The sequence below is a fragment of the Marinobacter vulgaris genome (assembly GCF_003344045.1).
In the GTDB taxonomy this organism is placed as follows: Bacteria; Pseudomonadota; Gammaproteobacteria; order Pseudomonadales; family Oleiphilaceae; genus Marinobacter; species Marinobacter vulgaris.
This window is the reverse complement of the sequence record NZ_QFWX01000004.1, coordinates 1-17,089: the sequence shown is the minus strand read 5'-3', so window position 1 is coordinate 17,089 and position 17,089 is coordinate 1. Positions and strand designations below refer to the sequence as shown.

The window sequence follows — 17,089 nt, the reverse complement described above, 5'->3', positions numbered from 1 at the left end:
CAATTATCGCCTTGGCAGGATTTACCTGAAGCAGCACCAACACCTGAAGGCGTTAAGGTACTTGCTGATAGCCGGGGTGAGTGACCCGGCAAGGGCAATCGGAGTTTTAATGGGCCGGGAACCGGTCCACTGATTAATTACATCCAATAGTTGTTGAAAACAGGGATTCATGGATGAGCGTTACCCCGTTGTTATATGTGATCGATTATTTCCGTAATCCCCACGCGGGGACGGAAGGTCAGCTTCATGCCCTCGTAGGGGGGCTGAATCGGTCCGAATTTGCGCCCCATCTGTTGGTGTTTGAAGATTCACCCTGGCTCCGGGAACACGGTTTTCCCTGCGAATATACGGTCCTGGGGCGTCGATCACTGGCTTCACCTGCCACCTGGCTGGCATTGATGCGGCTTGCCCGCCGTTTTCGCCAGCGCGGATACCGCCTCGCCCACGTATTTTTCAATGATCCCTCTATTATCTGTCCACCGGTTTTCCGTCTGTTCGGTATTCGCACGCTTTTGTCGCGCCGGGATATGGGGTACTGGTACACGCCCACGCTGAAACGCACGTTGCGTCTGACCGGGCGCTTTACCGAAGGTGTTGTTACAAACAGTCGAGCCGTGCGGGCAGTTACAGCAGCGGCAGAAGGCTTTGCCGAACAGGATGTCCACGTTATTTACAACGGCTTTCCTGAACCGGGATCAGCCAGCCCCGTTATGAGTCCCCAAGCCACTGAGCTTGAAAGACTTCAAAGGGAGGGGTGTTTGCTGATGGGGCTGGTTGCCAACATAAGGCCCATCAAGCGCATTGAAGACGCAGTAGATTGCCTGGCATTGCTGCGCGATGCTGTTCCGGATTTGAATCTAGTGGTGATTGGGGCAGGCGACGGAGCAGAGTTGGGCCGCAGGGCCAGGGAAAAGGGTGTTGAGGGGCGCCTTCACCTTGTGGGCAGCACTGATAACGTAGCTGGCTGCCTTGCCTCTCTGGATATCGCTATACTGTGTTCAGAATCCGAAGGGTTCTCCAATGCAATCGTAGAGTATAAACGTGCCGGACTGCCGGTGGTGTGTAGCGGGGTTGGGGGAAATCCGGAAGCGGTCACCCACGGCGAAGATGGGTTTGTTTATCCAGTCGGAGACACGCAGTCCCTCGCCATGGCCGTAAGGAAACTGGCTGAGGATCCGGAGCTGAGGAAGTCCATGGGCGAGCGAGCCAGGTGCAATGCTGAAAAAGACTTCAGCATGGCAAAAATGATAGAGGCGCACGAGTCACTGTATCGCGGCATACTTGCCCGGCGATCAGGGTGGTTTGAGAATGAGACCACCGGGGAGAGTATTGGATGAGTACTGCATCAAAAGTTGTCAGAGCAGCCGGGAAGTATGGACTTTACAGTGCGGCACGGTTGCTGACAGCCAGGCAGCCCCGGATCCTGATGTATCACCGCTTTACGGAAGCACCGGCAGGGGGGGAAGCCTCACGGGAAAACTTCAGAAAGCAGGTGGCTCATATCAGGCGTTATTACCAGCCGATGACTCTGGAGACCTTGTGTGGCTACCTTGAGTCCGAACAACGAGTTCCCCGCAATGCCATAGTGATCACCGTAGATGATGGCTACCGGGATTTCTACGATATCGCATGGCCCGTTCTTCGCGAACATTCGGTACCGGCCACTCTGTTTGTTACAACAGGCTTTGTAAGCGGTGACCTCTGGTTGTGGCCAGACAAAATAAGCTGGATTCTGGAACATGCCGGCGAGAATAATTCTGTGTTTCAGTGGCAAGGGTTACGAATTGAAGAAAATGAACTGAAAACAAATTCTCCCAAGATCTGGAAGCGGCTTATTAGTTTTCTGCTTGCAGTACCAGACGCTGAAAAGCACGAAGTGATTGCGGCGCTGGCGGACGCCTGGGGCCTGGAATTACCTGAAAATGCGCCAGAACGTTTTGCCGCCTGTACCTGGGAGCAACTCCGGGAACTGCAGGCGGCCGGTATCGAGATTGGCGGGCATACCGTGACCCATCCCACGTTGGGGCAGGTCAATAGCTCCCACGCTGAGCTGGAAATCAGAGATTGCCGGGCGCGGCTGGCAGAGGAGCTTGGACGGGAACCTTTCTCTTTCTGTTATCCAAACGGCATGCCAGACGATTTTTCTGCAGATTTGATGAAACAGGTTGAGAAGAACGGATTTCGTTGTGCCGTGGCTGCCTTCTCGGACGCTGCAGGCATGAAACACCGATTTGCTTTACGCAGGCACTCCAGTGGGAATAATTGGTTCCAGTTCTGCAAGGCTGTTTCCGGAGTAGAGTTGATCGGCCATTACCTACGTGGTCAGGCAAGGGTGCATTACTGATGTCTCGGCAGCAGCAATCAGTCCCGAATTCGAACTACGGAACCCAAAGCTCCGTTGGTGTTACTGATGGTGTATTTTGGGTTTATCTTTTCTTTCTCGTCAATTTCTTTCTCCATCTCTCTAACCGGATACCCGGCTATGGCGCAATTCGCCCGACATTGTTGTTGGTTGCGTTGATTGCTGGCCTTTTGTTTGTCCAGCGTGAAAGGTTGAAGGGTAAAACCCGTGATCCTATATTTCAGGCTGTTTTGGTGTTGCTTGGATACATGGTGCTTTCATGGCCCCTGGTTGAATACCAGGGCAGCGTTATAAGGCACAATCTCCCCGAATTCATCAAGGCAATTGTGTTCCTGTTTTTTACCGCCCTGATTATTGATTCCAGAAGGCGCCTGGTGCTGTTCCTTTGGGTGTTCGTAGGCTGCCAGGTTATCCGTGTGCTTGAGCCCTTGTACCTGAACATCACCCAGGGTTACTGGGGAGACTCTACCTACATAGGCGGTGGGGAATTTGCTGGTAGACTAGCTGGGGCGCCAACAGACGTTATCAACCCCAATGAATTGGGATTCGTAATTGCTACAGCGGCTCCTTTTTTACACTATCTGTTATTTACGGGGCGATGGTACGCAAAAGTATTATACTTAATTTTGGTGCCCTTACTGCTCTACGCTCTTATTCTGACAATGTCGAGAGGGGCATTTCTTGCGCTACTCGTTGTTGGCTGGATCATCTTTAAAGACTCATCACATAAATTTGTATTGATATTGGTAGCTATCGGAATAGGTTTTGCCGGCTGGTCTGTTATGGAACCTATTCAAAAAGATCGATATATCTCTATATTTTCCTCAGATACTGCTGGTGGTGCTACTACTCAAGGTCGAATTGATGGGACGATAGCTGAGTTCAAACTTGGCATGAAGAGGCCTATTGTTGGGCATGGTGTCGGCACAACACCGGAAGTAAAGGCAAACACGTGGGGAAGTACCCAGGCCAGCCATAATATGTATGGCGAGCTGCTGATAGAGATAGGTCTAATAGGTTTCGTCTTGTTTTTGAGATTTATCATAAAAATCTATCAACGGTTCAAGCGAAATCAGCAATTGCTCAGGGATATGGCGACTGAAGTCAGTACTCGATTTTACTGGAATCTGAATCGGGCCCTTATCGCTTTATTTTGGATGTATGCGGTATACAGTCTCAACTACTGGGGGCTTTCCCAGTACTATTGGTACCTCTTTGGCGGCCTTGCCATAGCCTTTGGGCAGATCTTGAGCCGGGAAACCTCGACAGAAGATGCTCATAAAACAGAAGGTTCAAAAGAGGTGATAAAATACCCATTGGGGTGGCAGATAAATACGAGGCTGGGCGGGCACCCTGCTGGTGTTGGAAGTCCGAAGAGACTGGTGCAGTTGCGTAAAGATTATAAGCTTCTTCAGAAGAAGCACTGAAAGCCGGGATGCTGTGAGCAACAAGAGAAAATTAAAACAAACAATCTCAATAATAAGAGTCATTGAATTTACCATTACCAATCGATAGAAAATGATTAAACTGTCAATAATAATCCCTTACAAAGATTCGGGAGAAACTCTGCTTGAATTGCTGGGTACGATTCCTGACACTCCTGAATATGAAATTATTCTGATCGATGATCGCAGCGAGAAACCGTTTAACGAGAATGAGTGTTATAAAAGAAATCTGAAAATCTATAGAAATGATCGTCCAGGTGACGGGCCAGGTACAGCTCGTAACATCGGTGTATCGAAGTCGCGGGGAGAATGGTTGGTATTCGCTGATTCGGATGACTGGTTCACTGGAAATGCTTTCTGTGTCTTCGAAAGATTTTTTGATAGCCGATCTGACATTATTTATTTCCGCCCTAAGAGCAAGCACGATTGGAATGATCAGGCGGGTACTCGCCACAAATCTTATGAAAAATTAGTTGATAGCTTTCTGGACTATAAATCCGACTGGATCAGATATCGATTTCATTCTCCCTGGAGCAAGATGATTCGTAGATCCTTGTTTGTAGAGCACCAGATCGAATTCGATGAAACAATCGTAGCCAATGACCTTGTTTGTTCACTGAGACTTGGTTTATGCGCTGATCGTATTGATGCTTGTGATGAAACAGTGTACATCGTTCGACAAGGTCGGCCAGGTAGCTTGAGTTCTAAGCGGGACGAGGTTCATTACAATATAAGATTGGAAAACCACATCCGTTATAATTCTTTTCTTCAGGAAAGAAAGCTTGGGGATAAAAGAATGGGCGGACTATCTATTCTAAAAAGAGCACTAAGCTTGGGATGTTTTAAGTTTATTAAAATATTTTTAATTTTTCTAAAGCAGAGACAACCAATACTTGAGCCATTTTCCTATTATATAATGGTAGTCAAGAAAATTATCAGGTAGCTTTTAAATAAAAATAAATAAGAAAAGTTTCTACATAAAAAACACATGGTTTTATATAGGTACCACTACTGTTAATTTATGGTATTAGGCAGTTGGCTACTGCTTAAGTTCAGTACATTAGGAAGATGTGATTGGATCTTTTCCTTATAAAATAGGCGATGTTCCAATAAATTGTTAACGGATTCCAAAAAGTAATCGGGCTCTAGCGATTTTCTAATATCCATTGTAAGGCCTTCGAGATCAAAATACTTATAGAGTCCGTCGAACTTACCTTGATAGGTGAGACTAATCGCGGGGGTCTTCTGTCCAAGTAAAGCAATTAAAAAGTGCATTCGTCCAGTTACAGCGCAATCAACCATACCTGCAATCGACTTTATTTCTGATGCATCAATTGTATCTTGCAGCAAAAATGACCGGTTGATTAAATGTGGAGACAGTCGAGAATAAATTTCCGATGCAAACCAAAGGTCACTATTTTTTCCGCGATAGTCGTGGGGAACGAATACTATGGACAGGTCTTCAAAGTTTTTGAGTAATTCATTAATGTTTAGAGAAATTTTATCCAAAATAACGAATTCTTCAAGATCGGAGTTTTCACAGAAACTGAATGGTAGATAATTTAAATTGACTGCCATGACAGTTCGTCCCGCCTCTCTTTCATTCAGAATCCACTTACTGACCTTGTCTGTTATTGCAGTTCTAGTTGGCTGGAGTAAAAAAGCTAGATCAGCGCATTCTTCCGCTTTTCTATGTGTAAGCTTTTCAAATCGAGAGGATGATATAGGATCTCTTAGAAAACACAACACAGATTTATCCATTTTAACGAAGCCATCAATAATCGATTGATTTGGGTTTTCGTTAAAACTGAAGCCACAAATTCTGGCATCAAGGCCAAGCTTACGGGCAAGGCTGTTCAACTTCAGCATTCGTCGGGGTTTTATAGCGCCATATTTCCCGTCGAGAATATCGGCACCTACTGTAATAAAATGAGAACTTTTCGAGAGGTTTCTAGCGAAAGTCATCCAAGTAAAAATATTACGTCTTGGCCAGGTTAGCTCTTTGTCAAAAAAAATCTCAGCTCTACCCCAGTTGTCATGTTCGGAAAAGCGAACGACCTGAAGTGACTGAAATCCATTTTCAATTAAGTTGCTCGTTAAGGCATTGACCATAGCTTGATCTCCCAGACTGCCGGAACCAGCTGGCGGAAGTATGATTGCATGAGTTTTTCGATCATTATTTTTTAAAAAATATCCCCAACATATTGATACTAAGTAATATAGTTGTTCTATAAAGCCAGAGAGTTTTTTTCGATACATTACGATACCACCTATTTTAAATATCCGTTACTATTAATTGTAAATTATTCTGCGCCACGAATCTTCGATTATGTCATCACCGAATAATGGTGAAGCTAGCTGGTGTATGCATTCACATTGTCCCTTAGCCAATTCAGGCTGGTTTTCAATGGCTTTTATTAATTTATCAATGCTTGAAAAAGAAAAGATACAAGGCGATAGCGGGGTGTCATTTATCCAGCGATAGAATGGTGAGTCAAGCGCAAAAACTTTGGAGTGACAAGAAATCGCGAAAAAGAAACTGCCACTGACATACATACTTTCATTGTCATTGCTTACTATGACACCTTTCGATTTTTCGATACATTTTTTAAGATAATTTTCACTATGAAATTTAGCCTCAATAATTATATCTTTATTTTTGATGAGATTTTTAATATATTTAAGGTAATTTTTATTATCGCATGGTCCAAGTATTAAAAGTGATTTATTTTTTGGCCAATTTATAATAACCTTTTCGAGATTTTTGTATTGTTGAATGCGCCCAATAATGACATAAAATTCGCCCATAAACAGAGGTGGGTTTAGGATCTCGTTATCGTGGTTAATGTCGTATAATGGGTGTGGTACGTAGTGAATCTTTTTTCCTGGATCAGCCTCTGGGAAGGAGTGAACAACAATTAAGTCGGATAGACTATAACCAAATTTAATAATTTTTTTGGCAGTGGTCTGTTGTTTCTTATCTATATTATGTGGAAACCTGTTATGTGCAACGTAAATCAATTTTTTGCACGACAATCTGTGCAGTACCATAGTCGAGATATATTCGAATATAGTTTTAAAAGTTATGGAATTATTTTCTGATCTTAAAGCGTTTTCTCGCCAGTTTAAAATTAGAACGTCAAAAGGCTTTAGTTTTCCTGTACGAAATACATTCAGTAACAGGGTTTTCAGTAATTTGGCGGGATGAGGAACCGGAAGGATGGTTCCAAGTTTTTCTAGAATCAACCGGTTTTTCTCGATGTAGCGGTTAGCTTGCATGTCATATGGCAGTATACCGATGTTCAAGCTCGATTGGTTTGGTTTGGTCGTCATTTGTGGTCTTATCATCCCTGGTTACTTCTTGTAGGCCCAGAATCAGGCTTATCTTCCTCAGTGATATCCTATATGCTTATGGCTTAAGGGACCAGAGATTTGAGCCTACCATCTCCGATGGCGCCAGATCTATTTGTATCAGGAGTTCGTAGTTTGTGTGGATTTTCTGGATTCGTTACGGAAGTCGAATGTTGCAATAGCAAAGAGGCGATACTTGGTGAGATGTCTCATGCTCTTTATCACCGGGGACCAGACGCAGAGGGGTTTTGGCAAGATAAGGATGTCGGTGTGGCGCTGGTTCACCGCCGCCTCGCTATTCAGGACCTTTCTCCCCAAGGCGCCCAGCCCATGCTTTCGTCCAGCGGGCGGTACGTTATTGCCTTTAACGGCGAAATCTATAATTTCGAATCTCTGAAGCTGGAATTACTTGCCTTGGGTGCAGAATTTGTGGGGCATTCTGATACTGAGGTAATGCTCGCTGCTTTTGAATACTGGGGTATTGCCGGCTCACTTGATCGGTTCGCCGGAATGTTCGCCTTTGCTCTCGTTGACCGTGCCGAGAAACAGTTAATCTTGGCACGGGACAGGATGGGTGAGAAACCTCTGTATTACGGATGGCAGGGGGGAACCCTGCTTTTTGGTTCCGAGTTAAAGCCTTTGGCACATCATCCCGATTGGCAAGGTGAGATAAACCGGGATGCGCTACCTTTTCTGTTGCGACACAATCTGATCCCTGCGCCGTTTTCTATCTATGTGGGCATCCGTAAGTTACAGCCCGCGTCAATGGTTACGTTTGACCTGGATGGGCTTGTAGCCGATGTTTGGCCAGTGCCGCAGAGGTACTGGAAGCTGGAAGATCAGTTTGCGGAGTCGTCTGACTGGAGCTTCGATTCCGCGTCGGAGCGCCTCGAGTCGCTCTTGACCGAGGTTGTGGGGGAGCAGATGGTTTCGGACGTTCCCCTTGGCGCTTTTCTGTCAGGTGGCATCGATTCGTCCACAGTGGTGGCGCTGATGCAAAAGCAGTCTAAGCAACCTGTGCGCACGTTCAGCATCGGATTTCGGGAAGAGGGTTTTAATGAAGCGGAGCATGCAGCGGCAGTTGCAAGGCACCTGGGCACGGAGCACACGGAATTCTATGCCACAGAACAGGATGCTCTGGAGGTCATTCCCCGGCTTGCACAGATATACGATGAACCCTTTGCCGATTCTTCACAGATTCCCACGTACCTGGTCAGCAAGATTACCCGGGAACACGTTACCGTCGCCCTCTCTGGAGACGGTGGAGACGAATTGTTTTGTGGTTATACCCGTTATCCCTCAACGCTTTCAGCATGGCGGAACCGCCATACGCTGAAAGCGCGCGTTAGAGACTCTCTTTCAAAACTTCCTTCGGTTCCGACATCGCACCTCACCCGCGCCCTGGTTCCCTCGCAAAGGCGCCGAAGTGCAATGGCTGTTCGCAAGCGGCTGGAGTCATTGGGAGCTCTTGCTGATGCTGGCTCGTTGTCGGAGTTCTATCGGCAGAGGGTGTCCCTCTGGTCATTTCCGGAAACGGCTCTTATCAAGGGCGCCGAGCCCGCTTACTCGCTTACATCGAGTTTGCCGTCATCAATTCCCGATGAATCCCTTAAAACACTGATGTGGCGAGATCTGAACTGGTATCTTCCCGATGATATATTGGTCAAGGTCGACCGGGCGGCGATGGCCTGCAGCCTGGAAACCCGGGTGCCCTTGCTGGATCACCGGGTTGTGGAGTTTGCTCTGGGCCTGCCTACTTCGCTGAATATGGATAACGGTGTTGGTAAGCAGGTGCTGCGATCTGTGCTATACCGCCACGTGCCCAGAGAACTGATTGACAGACCAAAGCAGGGTTTTGCGGTTCCGATTGCTGCCTGGTTGCGGGGAGCTCTTCGGGATTGGGCGGAGGAATTGTTGGAACCGGCGAAATTAAAAGAGGAAGGATTCTGGAACGTGGAAACAGTCAGATGGTTCTGGAGCGAGCATATTTCAGGGCGGGAAGATTACAGTTTTCAACTCTGGGGGGTTCTGATGTTCCAGCAGTGGCTGAGAACACTTCAATAAGGGGTATCGCCAGTAATGGCAAAAGCGCTGCGGGTGTTGTTCGTGGAAAGAAGCGTGGAGGGGACGATCGGGGGCTCTCACCATTCATTGTATCAAATGATCGTCGGGCTGATGTCGAAGGGGGTCGAGCCAGTTGTCGTTTTTTACGAGCAAAATCATGTGGCTGAGGAGCTGAAAAAAATTGGTTGCGATGTACACTTTTTCGGGCGCACTAAAAAAGTCAGGCTTTTCGGATCAAAGTATAAAAAATCATCAATATTCAGGCTCACCAATTCGTTTTTGACCCTACTGAAATTCCTGGTGTTGGATGGCTCAAAGTACAAGAAATGGCTTTGTAAAAACGATATATCGTTGGTGCATCTCAATAATAATCCGTTTTCGATCGAGTGGGTGTCCGCTGCCAAGCGCGCCCGGATACCCTGTGTAGCCCACCAGAGGGGCGCAAGAAACCGGCTGGATCGATCAGAGATTTATCTTGCGAATACGGTGGATAGGGTGGTGTGCATATCGAAATATGTACGCGATTCTCTAAGATCCTCTGGATGTGCGGGAAATAACTTTGAACTGGTTTACAACGGAATAGATGTTCAGAGTTTTCGAGCCGGGGCGTACGAGAAGGGTAAGTGCACTGGCCTGGAGCGCAAAGAAGGCAGAGTGATTGTAGGACTTGTTGGTAATATAAAGCCCTGGAAAGGTCAGCATATTCTTATCGAGGCACTGAAAGCCATTGTTGATAGAGATCAGGATGTTTTCTGTGTCTTTGTTGGCGCTTTTGAAACGTCGAATACGGTTTACGAAGAAAGCCTGAAAGCAAAAATTTCAGACTATGGGCTTTCAGATCGTGTCTTGTTTACCGGGTACACGCCGTTTGTTAAAAATTACATGGCCAATATGGATATTGTTGTTCATGCCTCTACCGATCCGGAGCCTTTCGGCCGGGTGATTATTGAGGCTATGGCGCTCGAAAAGCCGGTGATAGCAACCAGGGGTGGGGGGGCGAGTGAAATCCTGGAACACGAGGTGACGGGTGTCTTGATAGCGCCTTCAGACCCAGAGGTTCTGGCTTCAACTCTGATTGACCTTATTAACGATACCGACAAGAGGTGCTATCTGGCAAAAAATGCTTATCGTCGGGTCAATGAAAGCTTCAGTATTGATGCAAATGTCAAAAAGATATCAGAAATATACAGTCTTTTGATGTAGAGGACGCCTTGATGGATTACCTGATTACAAATGGAATGATTGACGAAGGCAGGGTGGTAGATTCGTTTAAAAAATATTCAAAAGATAGTGACACAGACACTGTTGTAAAAAGAATTGGTGGTTGGTGGGTTGCTTTTGGCGGATCTCCATATCCGGGATTCGAACCTTTTGAAGATGATAATTATTTTGTTTTGGTCCTGGGTGCCCCGTTATTGCGGGCGGACCGATCCGATTTGAAATCCTTCCGCCGTTCAGACTTAACGGCCCAGGCTTTAAACTATTTGATAGCGGAAAATGATCACGATCCGAACGCATTTTTAGGCGGATTCCAGATAGTTGTATTTGACAAGATAAGTAATAGTGTCTCGATCTTTAATGATAAAGTCGGGCTGGTGCCTATATATTATTCTAACCTAAATCCGGACAATTCAGGTTTTAATGAATTGTGGTTTTCTTCCCATGTTGATGTTCTTGCCAGGTCATGGCCGAGCGACAATGCCATTGACGCCGTTTCAGTAGCGGACTTCCTTGCGTTTCAGACTGTCACATTCCCTTTTACCTTTTATAAAGATATTTTTCAGGTAGATCCATCGTCGTGGAAGCGGGTCACGGCGGATGGTTTTGAGATTCTGAAAGATTTTACTGTACAAAAACTGGATGTTTGCAGGTATAGCTCGATTGAGGAGTCGGCCGATCATCTGTTCAACCTTGTTAAAGAGGCGGAAGACAGGATTTATTCCTACAGCGGTGGGTGTCTTAATATTCTCTTTAGTGGTGGGGAGGACTCACGGGCATTGCTGTGTACGCTGGATGATCCGGCTAAAGTAAGGGCATATACCGTGTGTGATTCCTTCAATGCCGAAGCCCGTATTGCAAAGACTGTGTGTGATAAAGCGGGTTGTGAGTGGGAATTGGTCGAAAGACCTCCCACTCATTATATGGATAACATTCTCAGTTCCGTTCGAGTTTCCGAGTCCCATAATTTTTTCTATCATGCTCATTTTAATGGCTTCGAACAGTTTGATGATAGCGGAAAAGTCTTTATGGGCGGGCTGGCTGCTGATGCGTTTTGCAAAGCAGCGAAGGTAAGGAAGGTGTCCGGCTTTGGTATTGTAAAAGATTATGACAAGGAGTTCTGGCAATACAGGGGCACTAAAAATCTGCTAAAAACAGGTGCTTTTCACGATCCGGTGTTTGCCAGAAGGCATCGCCATAACCTGGATGCCAAGAAAAAATATGGCGTGTCCTGGCAGGAATATCATGCCTTGTACCCCGCCTCCATGAACACGAATTTTGCTAATTTTTTTATCAATCGTAGGCTTTTTGCAAGCTTCGAACCATTTGCTGACGGTTCCGTATTCGAGTGGTCTGTTCAGACGCCAGTTGGATGGAAGTTGAACAGAAGGGTTTTTCACCTCGCCTTTAAGGAGAGCTTTTTGAAATGCTGGTCTATTCCAAACTCTAAAGGAACATTTCCTTATTTTGGGTATCGCATTAATGGACCTCTTTTGTGGGGCATCGAGAATTTCAAAAAACGAATGAGGGGATTAAAGCGGAGATTCAATGCTCGGGTTGTGAATGATGGACCCTGGCCTGTGTGGAGGAACGTTGTACAATCAGATAAGTTTCGCCAACAAAGAATCCAGGCCCACGAAACCCCATTAAGGTCGCTTCTAGGTTCAGAGGCCTTTGAGTTGCTGGAAACGTCCCTGGATTCCAACGACCCCGTTCAGGCTCTGGCGGGGCTGCATGTCAAGACATGGGCTGAGGATTTCATGCAGCTCAGGTGAGTGTCAGGAAGCTTTTAGTGTATCCAGGTCCCGTAACTATGACATGCGTCAGTGTGATTACTCCTACCTACAATCGTGCAAAATTTCTTCCAGACGCCATTTCCAGCGTTCTCGGTCAGTCATTTTCTGATTTTGAGTTGATAGTGGTTGACGACGGCTCCACGGATGACACCTGCTCTGTCATTGAGCCTTTTCTCGTCGATTCACGTGTTCGTTATTTGCATCAGGAGAATAGGGGCCAGAGCCATGCACGGAATATCGCGCTTGGCCTGGCCGAGGGAGAGTTCATCGCCTTTCTGGATTCGGATGATCTATGGTCTCCCTGGAAACTGGAGAAGCAATTGGCTGTTTTTGACACGGAACCGGAGGCTGATATTGTCCATGGCGATGAAGCGATCATTAACGAGCAGGGCAGGGTGACCAGTTCTAAAAATATGAAACGTTACTCTGGCTTTATTTCGCCTCATCTGCTGGCTGACAACAGCGTGAGTATTACGACGGCCCTGGTGAGGCGCAGGTGTTTTGATGAAATGGGTGTTTTCGATACCTCAATTGGTGTGGCTGATGATTACGATCTCTGGCTCCGCTTTTCGGCACGGTATCGCTTTCGTTATGAGCCGGGCATTGTTGCCTCTTACCGCGTAATGCCTGACCAGATATCTTCCGATAAACACCGACGATTCGCCGCAAATGAGCTCATTATCAAGCGGTTTCTGGAACAATTTGGTGATGTAATTGACCCGGCTGAACGGCGCTGGGGCTTGGCACGGTTTTACTGCCGCAAGGCGCGGTATTTTGCCAGTGTTGGTGAACGAAGAAAGGCTGTGAGCTCTGTTGTCATGGCTTATCGGAATGCACCGATGGATTCGGTAGTGTGGAGAGCACTGTATCGTGTGCTGGTGCCCCGCAAATGACCACTGATGCCACCGTGCCTGATCCGGCCTTTGTCGGTAGTAGTTCTCCTCGCTGTGTTCCCTGGGATACAAAATACCGCGATGGCGTATTGGAACTGTTCAAAGACGTACCCTACAAAAAGCAATTGTGGAACTGGCAGTTTGAATCCAACCCGTTTGGATTTCCCTTCAGGCCTGTTGTACTCGTTGACGGCGCCGATAAGGTTGTCGGTTTTAACGGGGTAATGGCTGTTTGTATTTCAGACAAGGGTAAAGACATACCTGCGTTGTGGAGCTGTGATTTTTACCTGGCTGAGCAGTGGCGCGGTCAGGGGCTTGGCAGTGAGATAAAGCACGAACTTCATCAGAAGGCGCCGTTAATAATGGCATTCGGTATCAGCGATCGCGCGAGTGACGTTCTTCGCCACTTGGGCTGGGTACCGGATGATTCGGTGAGAACTTACAGGATGTTGCGCCGCCGTTCAGGCATTCGCAGCTGGTTGTTGACCGGGCTTCAATGGTTGAATCGCTTTGGGCGAGGCTTTTTTTATGGTCCTGGCTCTTCCGGTGTCAAAATTGAGGCACGTTCAGCATTGCCGGGAAGGACGCTGGTTGATGAGCTCTGGAACCGTTGCTATACGGAGTATGGCCGGGTTGTTCAAAGGGACTTTGCCTACCTTGACTGGCGCTTTCAGCAACATCCTTTGAGCCGCTACGCGTTCGTCCTGGCATGGCGTGGTGAGGTGCTGGCGGCGATACTGGTTGTAAGGTTCAGCCGGGGCACTCTGCGCATTGTAGATTACTGCGGGCCAGCCCGGGATCTGCCACTCAAGCGGGCTGTTGTTCGTGCTGCCCTACGGTGCTGGCCCCACGCCAACCAGGTGGTTTCAGCGACCTCAGATTCGGAACTTGCCAGTGCGTTTCTTGCCGAGGGCTTTGTCCAGCTGAGAGACCGGCCGCGCTTTTATATTTATGAGGCGGGTAAATCGAGCCCTGATCAACCTTCGCCATGGTTTATTATGGCAGGTGACTCCGACGGTGAATTTCTTCAGGCTGCTGGTGATTTTTGCACGGCTGAGAATTTGCCAGGTGCAGCGACTTTGGAGCGTACTTGATAATGAGGGTTGAGCGTTTTTCCGAAGCCCGTTTTGCCAGCATGGCGGAGGACTGGAATACCTGCCTGGCGGAATCTGATGCCAACCCACTGTTCATGAGTTGGCCGTGGCTTTTTAGCTGGTGGCAGACCTGGTCACAGCTGTTGGGTATGGAGTTGGTACTGCTTGCTGTCTTCGATGAAAACGATGGGCTTGTGGGCATTGGCCCCTTTAGCCGGCGGGTACTTGTTACGTCGGCCGGGATTCGAGTCACAAGAATGTACATGCTGGGCAATGCGTGGCGGCTTGCGCCCACGGTGAGGACGGAATATTGCGGTATTATTGCCCGCCGCGGATATGAAGATTCAGTCGGCGCTATTCTCCTGTCTGCTTTGGCACAACTGGGCTGGGATGAGTTAATTTTTACTGATGTGCCGCCGAAGCAGCTGGAGCATTTCAGGCGCGCGGGTCTCGATGAACACGTTGGCTACCGGATTATTCAGCGCACCGTCGACGAAGGTGTTTGCGTTGATACCACGGGTCGTTTTACTGACTGGTTGAACGCCCTTGGGAAAAATACCCGCCTGAAAGCCTATAATCGCAGGACCTACCTGGATAAACACGGAGAACTGAATTTCTCGGTCCATGATACTGATCGTGACGGGGATTTCTTTAAACTTCTCAACGCCTTTCACCACCGGCGCTGGGGGAAGGCGGCTTTCGAAAGAGAGGCACTGAGATTCCACCGGTTACTGCTGCAAAGACTGCATCTGTGTGGTGGTAAACCCGTCTTAAGTGTTGTTCGGTTTAATGGCTGTTGTGTATCGGTTTTATACGATATTGTGGTCGGTGGTTGCCGCTTCAATCTCCAGGCGGGGTACGATGAGTCTTTCAACGCGAAGGTGTCACTCGGCTATCTTCATCTTGGCTTTGCCATTGAAGAGGCTTTCAGCGATAAGACGACCCGCAATTACGACCTGCTGGCGGGGACTGGCAAAAAACAGTTCTACAAGTCTCATTTTCACGGGGAGGTTGTGAACTTTTCAACTTTTCAGGTTGTTCGTGGTCCTTTCCTCAAGCTTCTGTATGCTATTCAGTCTGCCAGCCCACCACTAATGGCAAGAACGTTTAACCGCCGGGTCGGTCTGTGAGCCTGCGTAGCAAAAACCGCCACATGCAGGCACAATAATCGGGGAATTACATAACTCATAAGGATTGTGAATATGGGCGAAACAAAGCTTCGAAGCGGTAGGATTGGCTGGGACTGGTTTCCTTTTGTCATTGTTTTTGCTTCGCTTATTTTTCTCCTTTGGCCTACCCTTGAGGGTATCTTTAGCCGCTGGTTAAAGTTTGATGAGTCCTATTCCCACGGTTTTCTTTTGCTGCTGGTTTCAGTTGTCCTGGTGTTTCGTGTTGTAAGGCTGCGCACTCCTGTACCTGGTTTTTACCCGTTTTGGCTGGTCCCTTTTATGCTGGCTCTGCTGGCTTATGGGCTTGGTGACCTGTTGCGGGTGCAGGCTCTGCAGCACTTGATGGTGGTTCCTCTTATTCTAGGCGCTCTGGCCGTTCTGTTGGGATGGAAACAGGTGCGGTGGTTTATTGCGCCCGTAGGGCTTGTGTTCTTCGCCATGCCGGTATGGGATTTTCTGGCCTGGACTCTGCAGCTGATAACCGTTGAGATTAATCAGCTGCTACTCGGCCTGTTCAACATTGAGTTTGAAGTTGAGGGTGTGTTTGTTTATCTCATCGGTGTGGGAACCTTTGAAATAGCTCATGGCTGTTCAGGTTTGCGGTACTTGCTGGTGGGCCAGTCACTGTCACTCATTTACGGCGAACTGAATCTACGCACACTTCGTGCACGTGTCATTCTGTTTGCCACGAGTGTATTCCTTGCGCTTTTTGCTAACTGGGTGAGGGTATTCGTGATCATTTACATGGGTTACGAGACCGACATGCAAACCGGCCTGATTGAAGATCATGACAGTTTTGGCTGGTGGGTATTTGCTGCAACACTGGTGCCGCTGTTTCTGATTGGCCGTCGGCTTGAGAATTCAAAAGGTGAGAGGGCTACGGATGCTGAAGGTGGTGTAAATGAGTCCGAGGCTCACTCGGGTGGCAGCTCGGCGCGACTGAAAGTTGGCATTGCTATTACTGCGCTTCTACCACTAATGGTTTGGTTTGTTCTGCCATCTTCGGATGGCGCTGTTAAGTCAGAACCTATGGCACTGAACATTGAGCTGGACGGTGAACGTTTCGCACCGCTTTTTTCCAAGAATCTTGAAGGCTGGCGCCCAAGAGTGCGGAATCCGGACCGGGTGTATGTCCAGACACTTTTCGACAGGAGTCTTGCCACGGATCAGTCGGGCTTTGATGAGTCTCTTTTTGCAGCGGTCTACAGCTATGATTACCAGCGAGAATCGGCCGAGCTTATTCAGTACTCGAATCGGGTTTACGACCGCGAAGAATGGCATCCTGAAGCGTTCTTCACTTTGTCCGGACCCGACGGCGCTCCCATGAAGGGTATTACCCTTCGCCATCGGATAACAGGCGACGTGATTCATCTGGCCTACACCTATTATGTTGAAGGGTTTTGGGAGACAGACGATTTGAGGGCAAAGCTGGCTCAGGTTCGAGGCTTTGTAAATGCCCGGAGCGATGCCTCTCTGATTGTATTTGGCGTGTCTTGCGATGACTGTAATGGGAAAGATCGGTTGTCTGAGGTAGTACATTCGATGATGGAAGATGTGGTGGCTTCCGTGGATAAGCAAGTTTTACAGAAGAAACGCGGCGAAAGTTAATCCTCCTTAAACGGAACTCCCCCTGTAGTGGTCAACTAATCCCGGACAGTATTTTAAGTTTTTCTTCCGCAATCACCGGTGGCATGCCT

Annotated in this window: 13 protein-coding genes; 11 read left to right on the top strand and 2 right to left on the bottom strand. The window is 47.8% G+C overall.

Going from position 1 to position 17,089, the window contains the following annotated elements; translation table 11 throughout:
• The first annotated feature begins 173 nt into the window (after nt 1–173).
• From DIT71_RS09240 to DIT71_RS09225, 4 genes are all read left to right on the top strand, one after another.
• A complete protein-coding gene (locus DIT71_RS09240) occupies nt 174–1,337 on the top strand; it encodes a glycosyltransferase (protein ID WP_114612946.1) in 1,164 nt (387 codons plus the stop codon).
• Complete coding sequence (locus DIT71_RS09235; protein WP_114612945.1) at nt 1,334–2,344, top strand: polysaccharide deacetylase family protein; 1,011 nt, start codon at nt 1,334–1,336, stop codon at nt 2,342–2,344. Before DIT71_RS09240 ends, DIT71_RS09235 begins: the two co-directional genes overlap by 4 nt.
• On the top strand, nt 2,344–3,789 hold the full coding sequence (locus DIT71_RS09230) for an O-antigen ligase family protein (protein WP_114612944.1): 1,446 nt from the start codon (nt 2,344–2,346) through the stop codon (nt 3,787–3,789). Before DIT71_RS09235 ends, DIT71_RS09230 begins: the two co-directional genes overlap by 1 nt.
• Before the next feature lie 91 nt (nt 3,790–3,880).
• Complete coding sequence (locus DIT71_RS09225; protein ID WP_114612943.1) at nt 3,881–4,750, top strand: glycosyltransferase family 2 protein; 870 nt, start codon at nt 3,881–3,883, stop codon at nt 4,748–4,750.
• A 71-nt stretch (nt 4,751–4,821) separates the two neighbouring features.
• On the opposite strand, the gene DIT71_RS09220 is transcribed toward DIT71_RS09225, so the two are convergent.
• On the bottom strand, nt 4,822–6,066 hold the full coding sequence (locus DIT71_RS09220) for a polysaccharide pyruvyl transferase family protein (protein ID WP_114612942.1): 1,245 nt from the start codon (nt 6,064–6,066) through the stop codon (nt 4,822–4,824).
• A 33-nt stretch (nt 6,067–6,099) separates the two neighbouring features.
• Nucleotides 6,100–7,140, bottom strand: a complete 1,041-nt coding sequence (locus DIT71_RS09215) for a glycosyltransferase (RefSeq protein WP_144114490.1) — start codon at nt 7,138–7,140, stop codon at nt 6,100–6,102.
• A 153-nt stretch (nt 7,141–7,293) separates the two neighbouring features.
• Between DIT71_RS09215 and asnB the strand changes: the two genes are divergently transcribed.
• The 7 genes from asnB (at nt 7,294) to xrt (ending at nt 17,000) form a co-directional block, all read left to right on the top strand.
• The gene (asnB, locus tag DIT71_RS09210; protein WP_114612940.1) at nt 7,294–9,222 is read left to right on the top strand and encodes an asparagine synthase (glutamine-hydrolyzing); all 1,929 of its coding nucleotides are present in this window, start codon (nt 7,294–7,296) and stop codon (nt 9,220–9,222) included.
• 15 nt (nt 9,223–9,237) lie between these two features.
• The gene (locus tag DIT71_RS09205; protein ID WP_114612939.1) at nt 9,238–10,425 is read left to right on the top strand and encodes a glycosyltransferase family 4 protein; all 1,188 of its coding nucleotides are present in this window, start codon (nt 9,238–9,240) and stop codon (nt 10,423–10,425) included.
• 11 nt (nt 10,426–10,436) lie between these two features.
• Complete coding sequence (locus tag DIT71_RS09200; RefSeq protein ID WP_114612938.1) at nt 10,437–12,215, top strand: asparagine synthetase B family protein; 1,779 nt, start codon at nt 10,437–10,439, stop codon at nt 12,213–12,215.
• A gap of 53 nt (nt 12,216–12,268) precedes the next feature.
• Nucleotides 12,269–13,129, top strand: coding sequence for a glycosyltransferase (locus DIT71_RS09195; RefSeq protein ID WP_244311991.1), 861 nt, complete (start codon nt 12,269–12,271; stop codon nt 13,127–13,129).
• A complete protein-coding gene (locus tag DIT71_RS09190; protein ID WP_114612936.1) occupies nt 13,126–14,223 on the top strand; it encodes a hypothetical protein in 1,098 nt (365 codons plus the stop codon). The genes DIT71_RS09195 and DIT71_RS09190 overlap by 4 nt, the downstream gene beginning before the upstream one ends.
• 2 nt (nt 14,224–14,225) lie before the next feature.
• A complete protein-coding gene (locus DIT71_RS09185) occupies nt 14,226–15,353 on the top strand; it encodes a GNAT family N-acetyltransferase (protein WP_114612935.1) in 1,128 nt (375 codons plus the stop codon).
• 72 nt (nt 15,354–15,425) lie between these two features.
• Nucleotides 15,426–17,000 carry an exosortase gene (gene xrt, locus DIT71_RS09180; protein WP_114612934.1) on the top strand — a complete coding sequence of 525 codons (1,575 nt, stop codon included), beginning with the start codon at nt 15,426–15,428 and terminating at the stop codon, nt 16,998–17,000.
• The last annotated feature ends 89 nt before the right edge of the window (nt 17,001–17,089 follow it).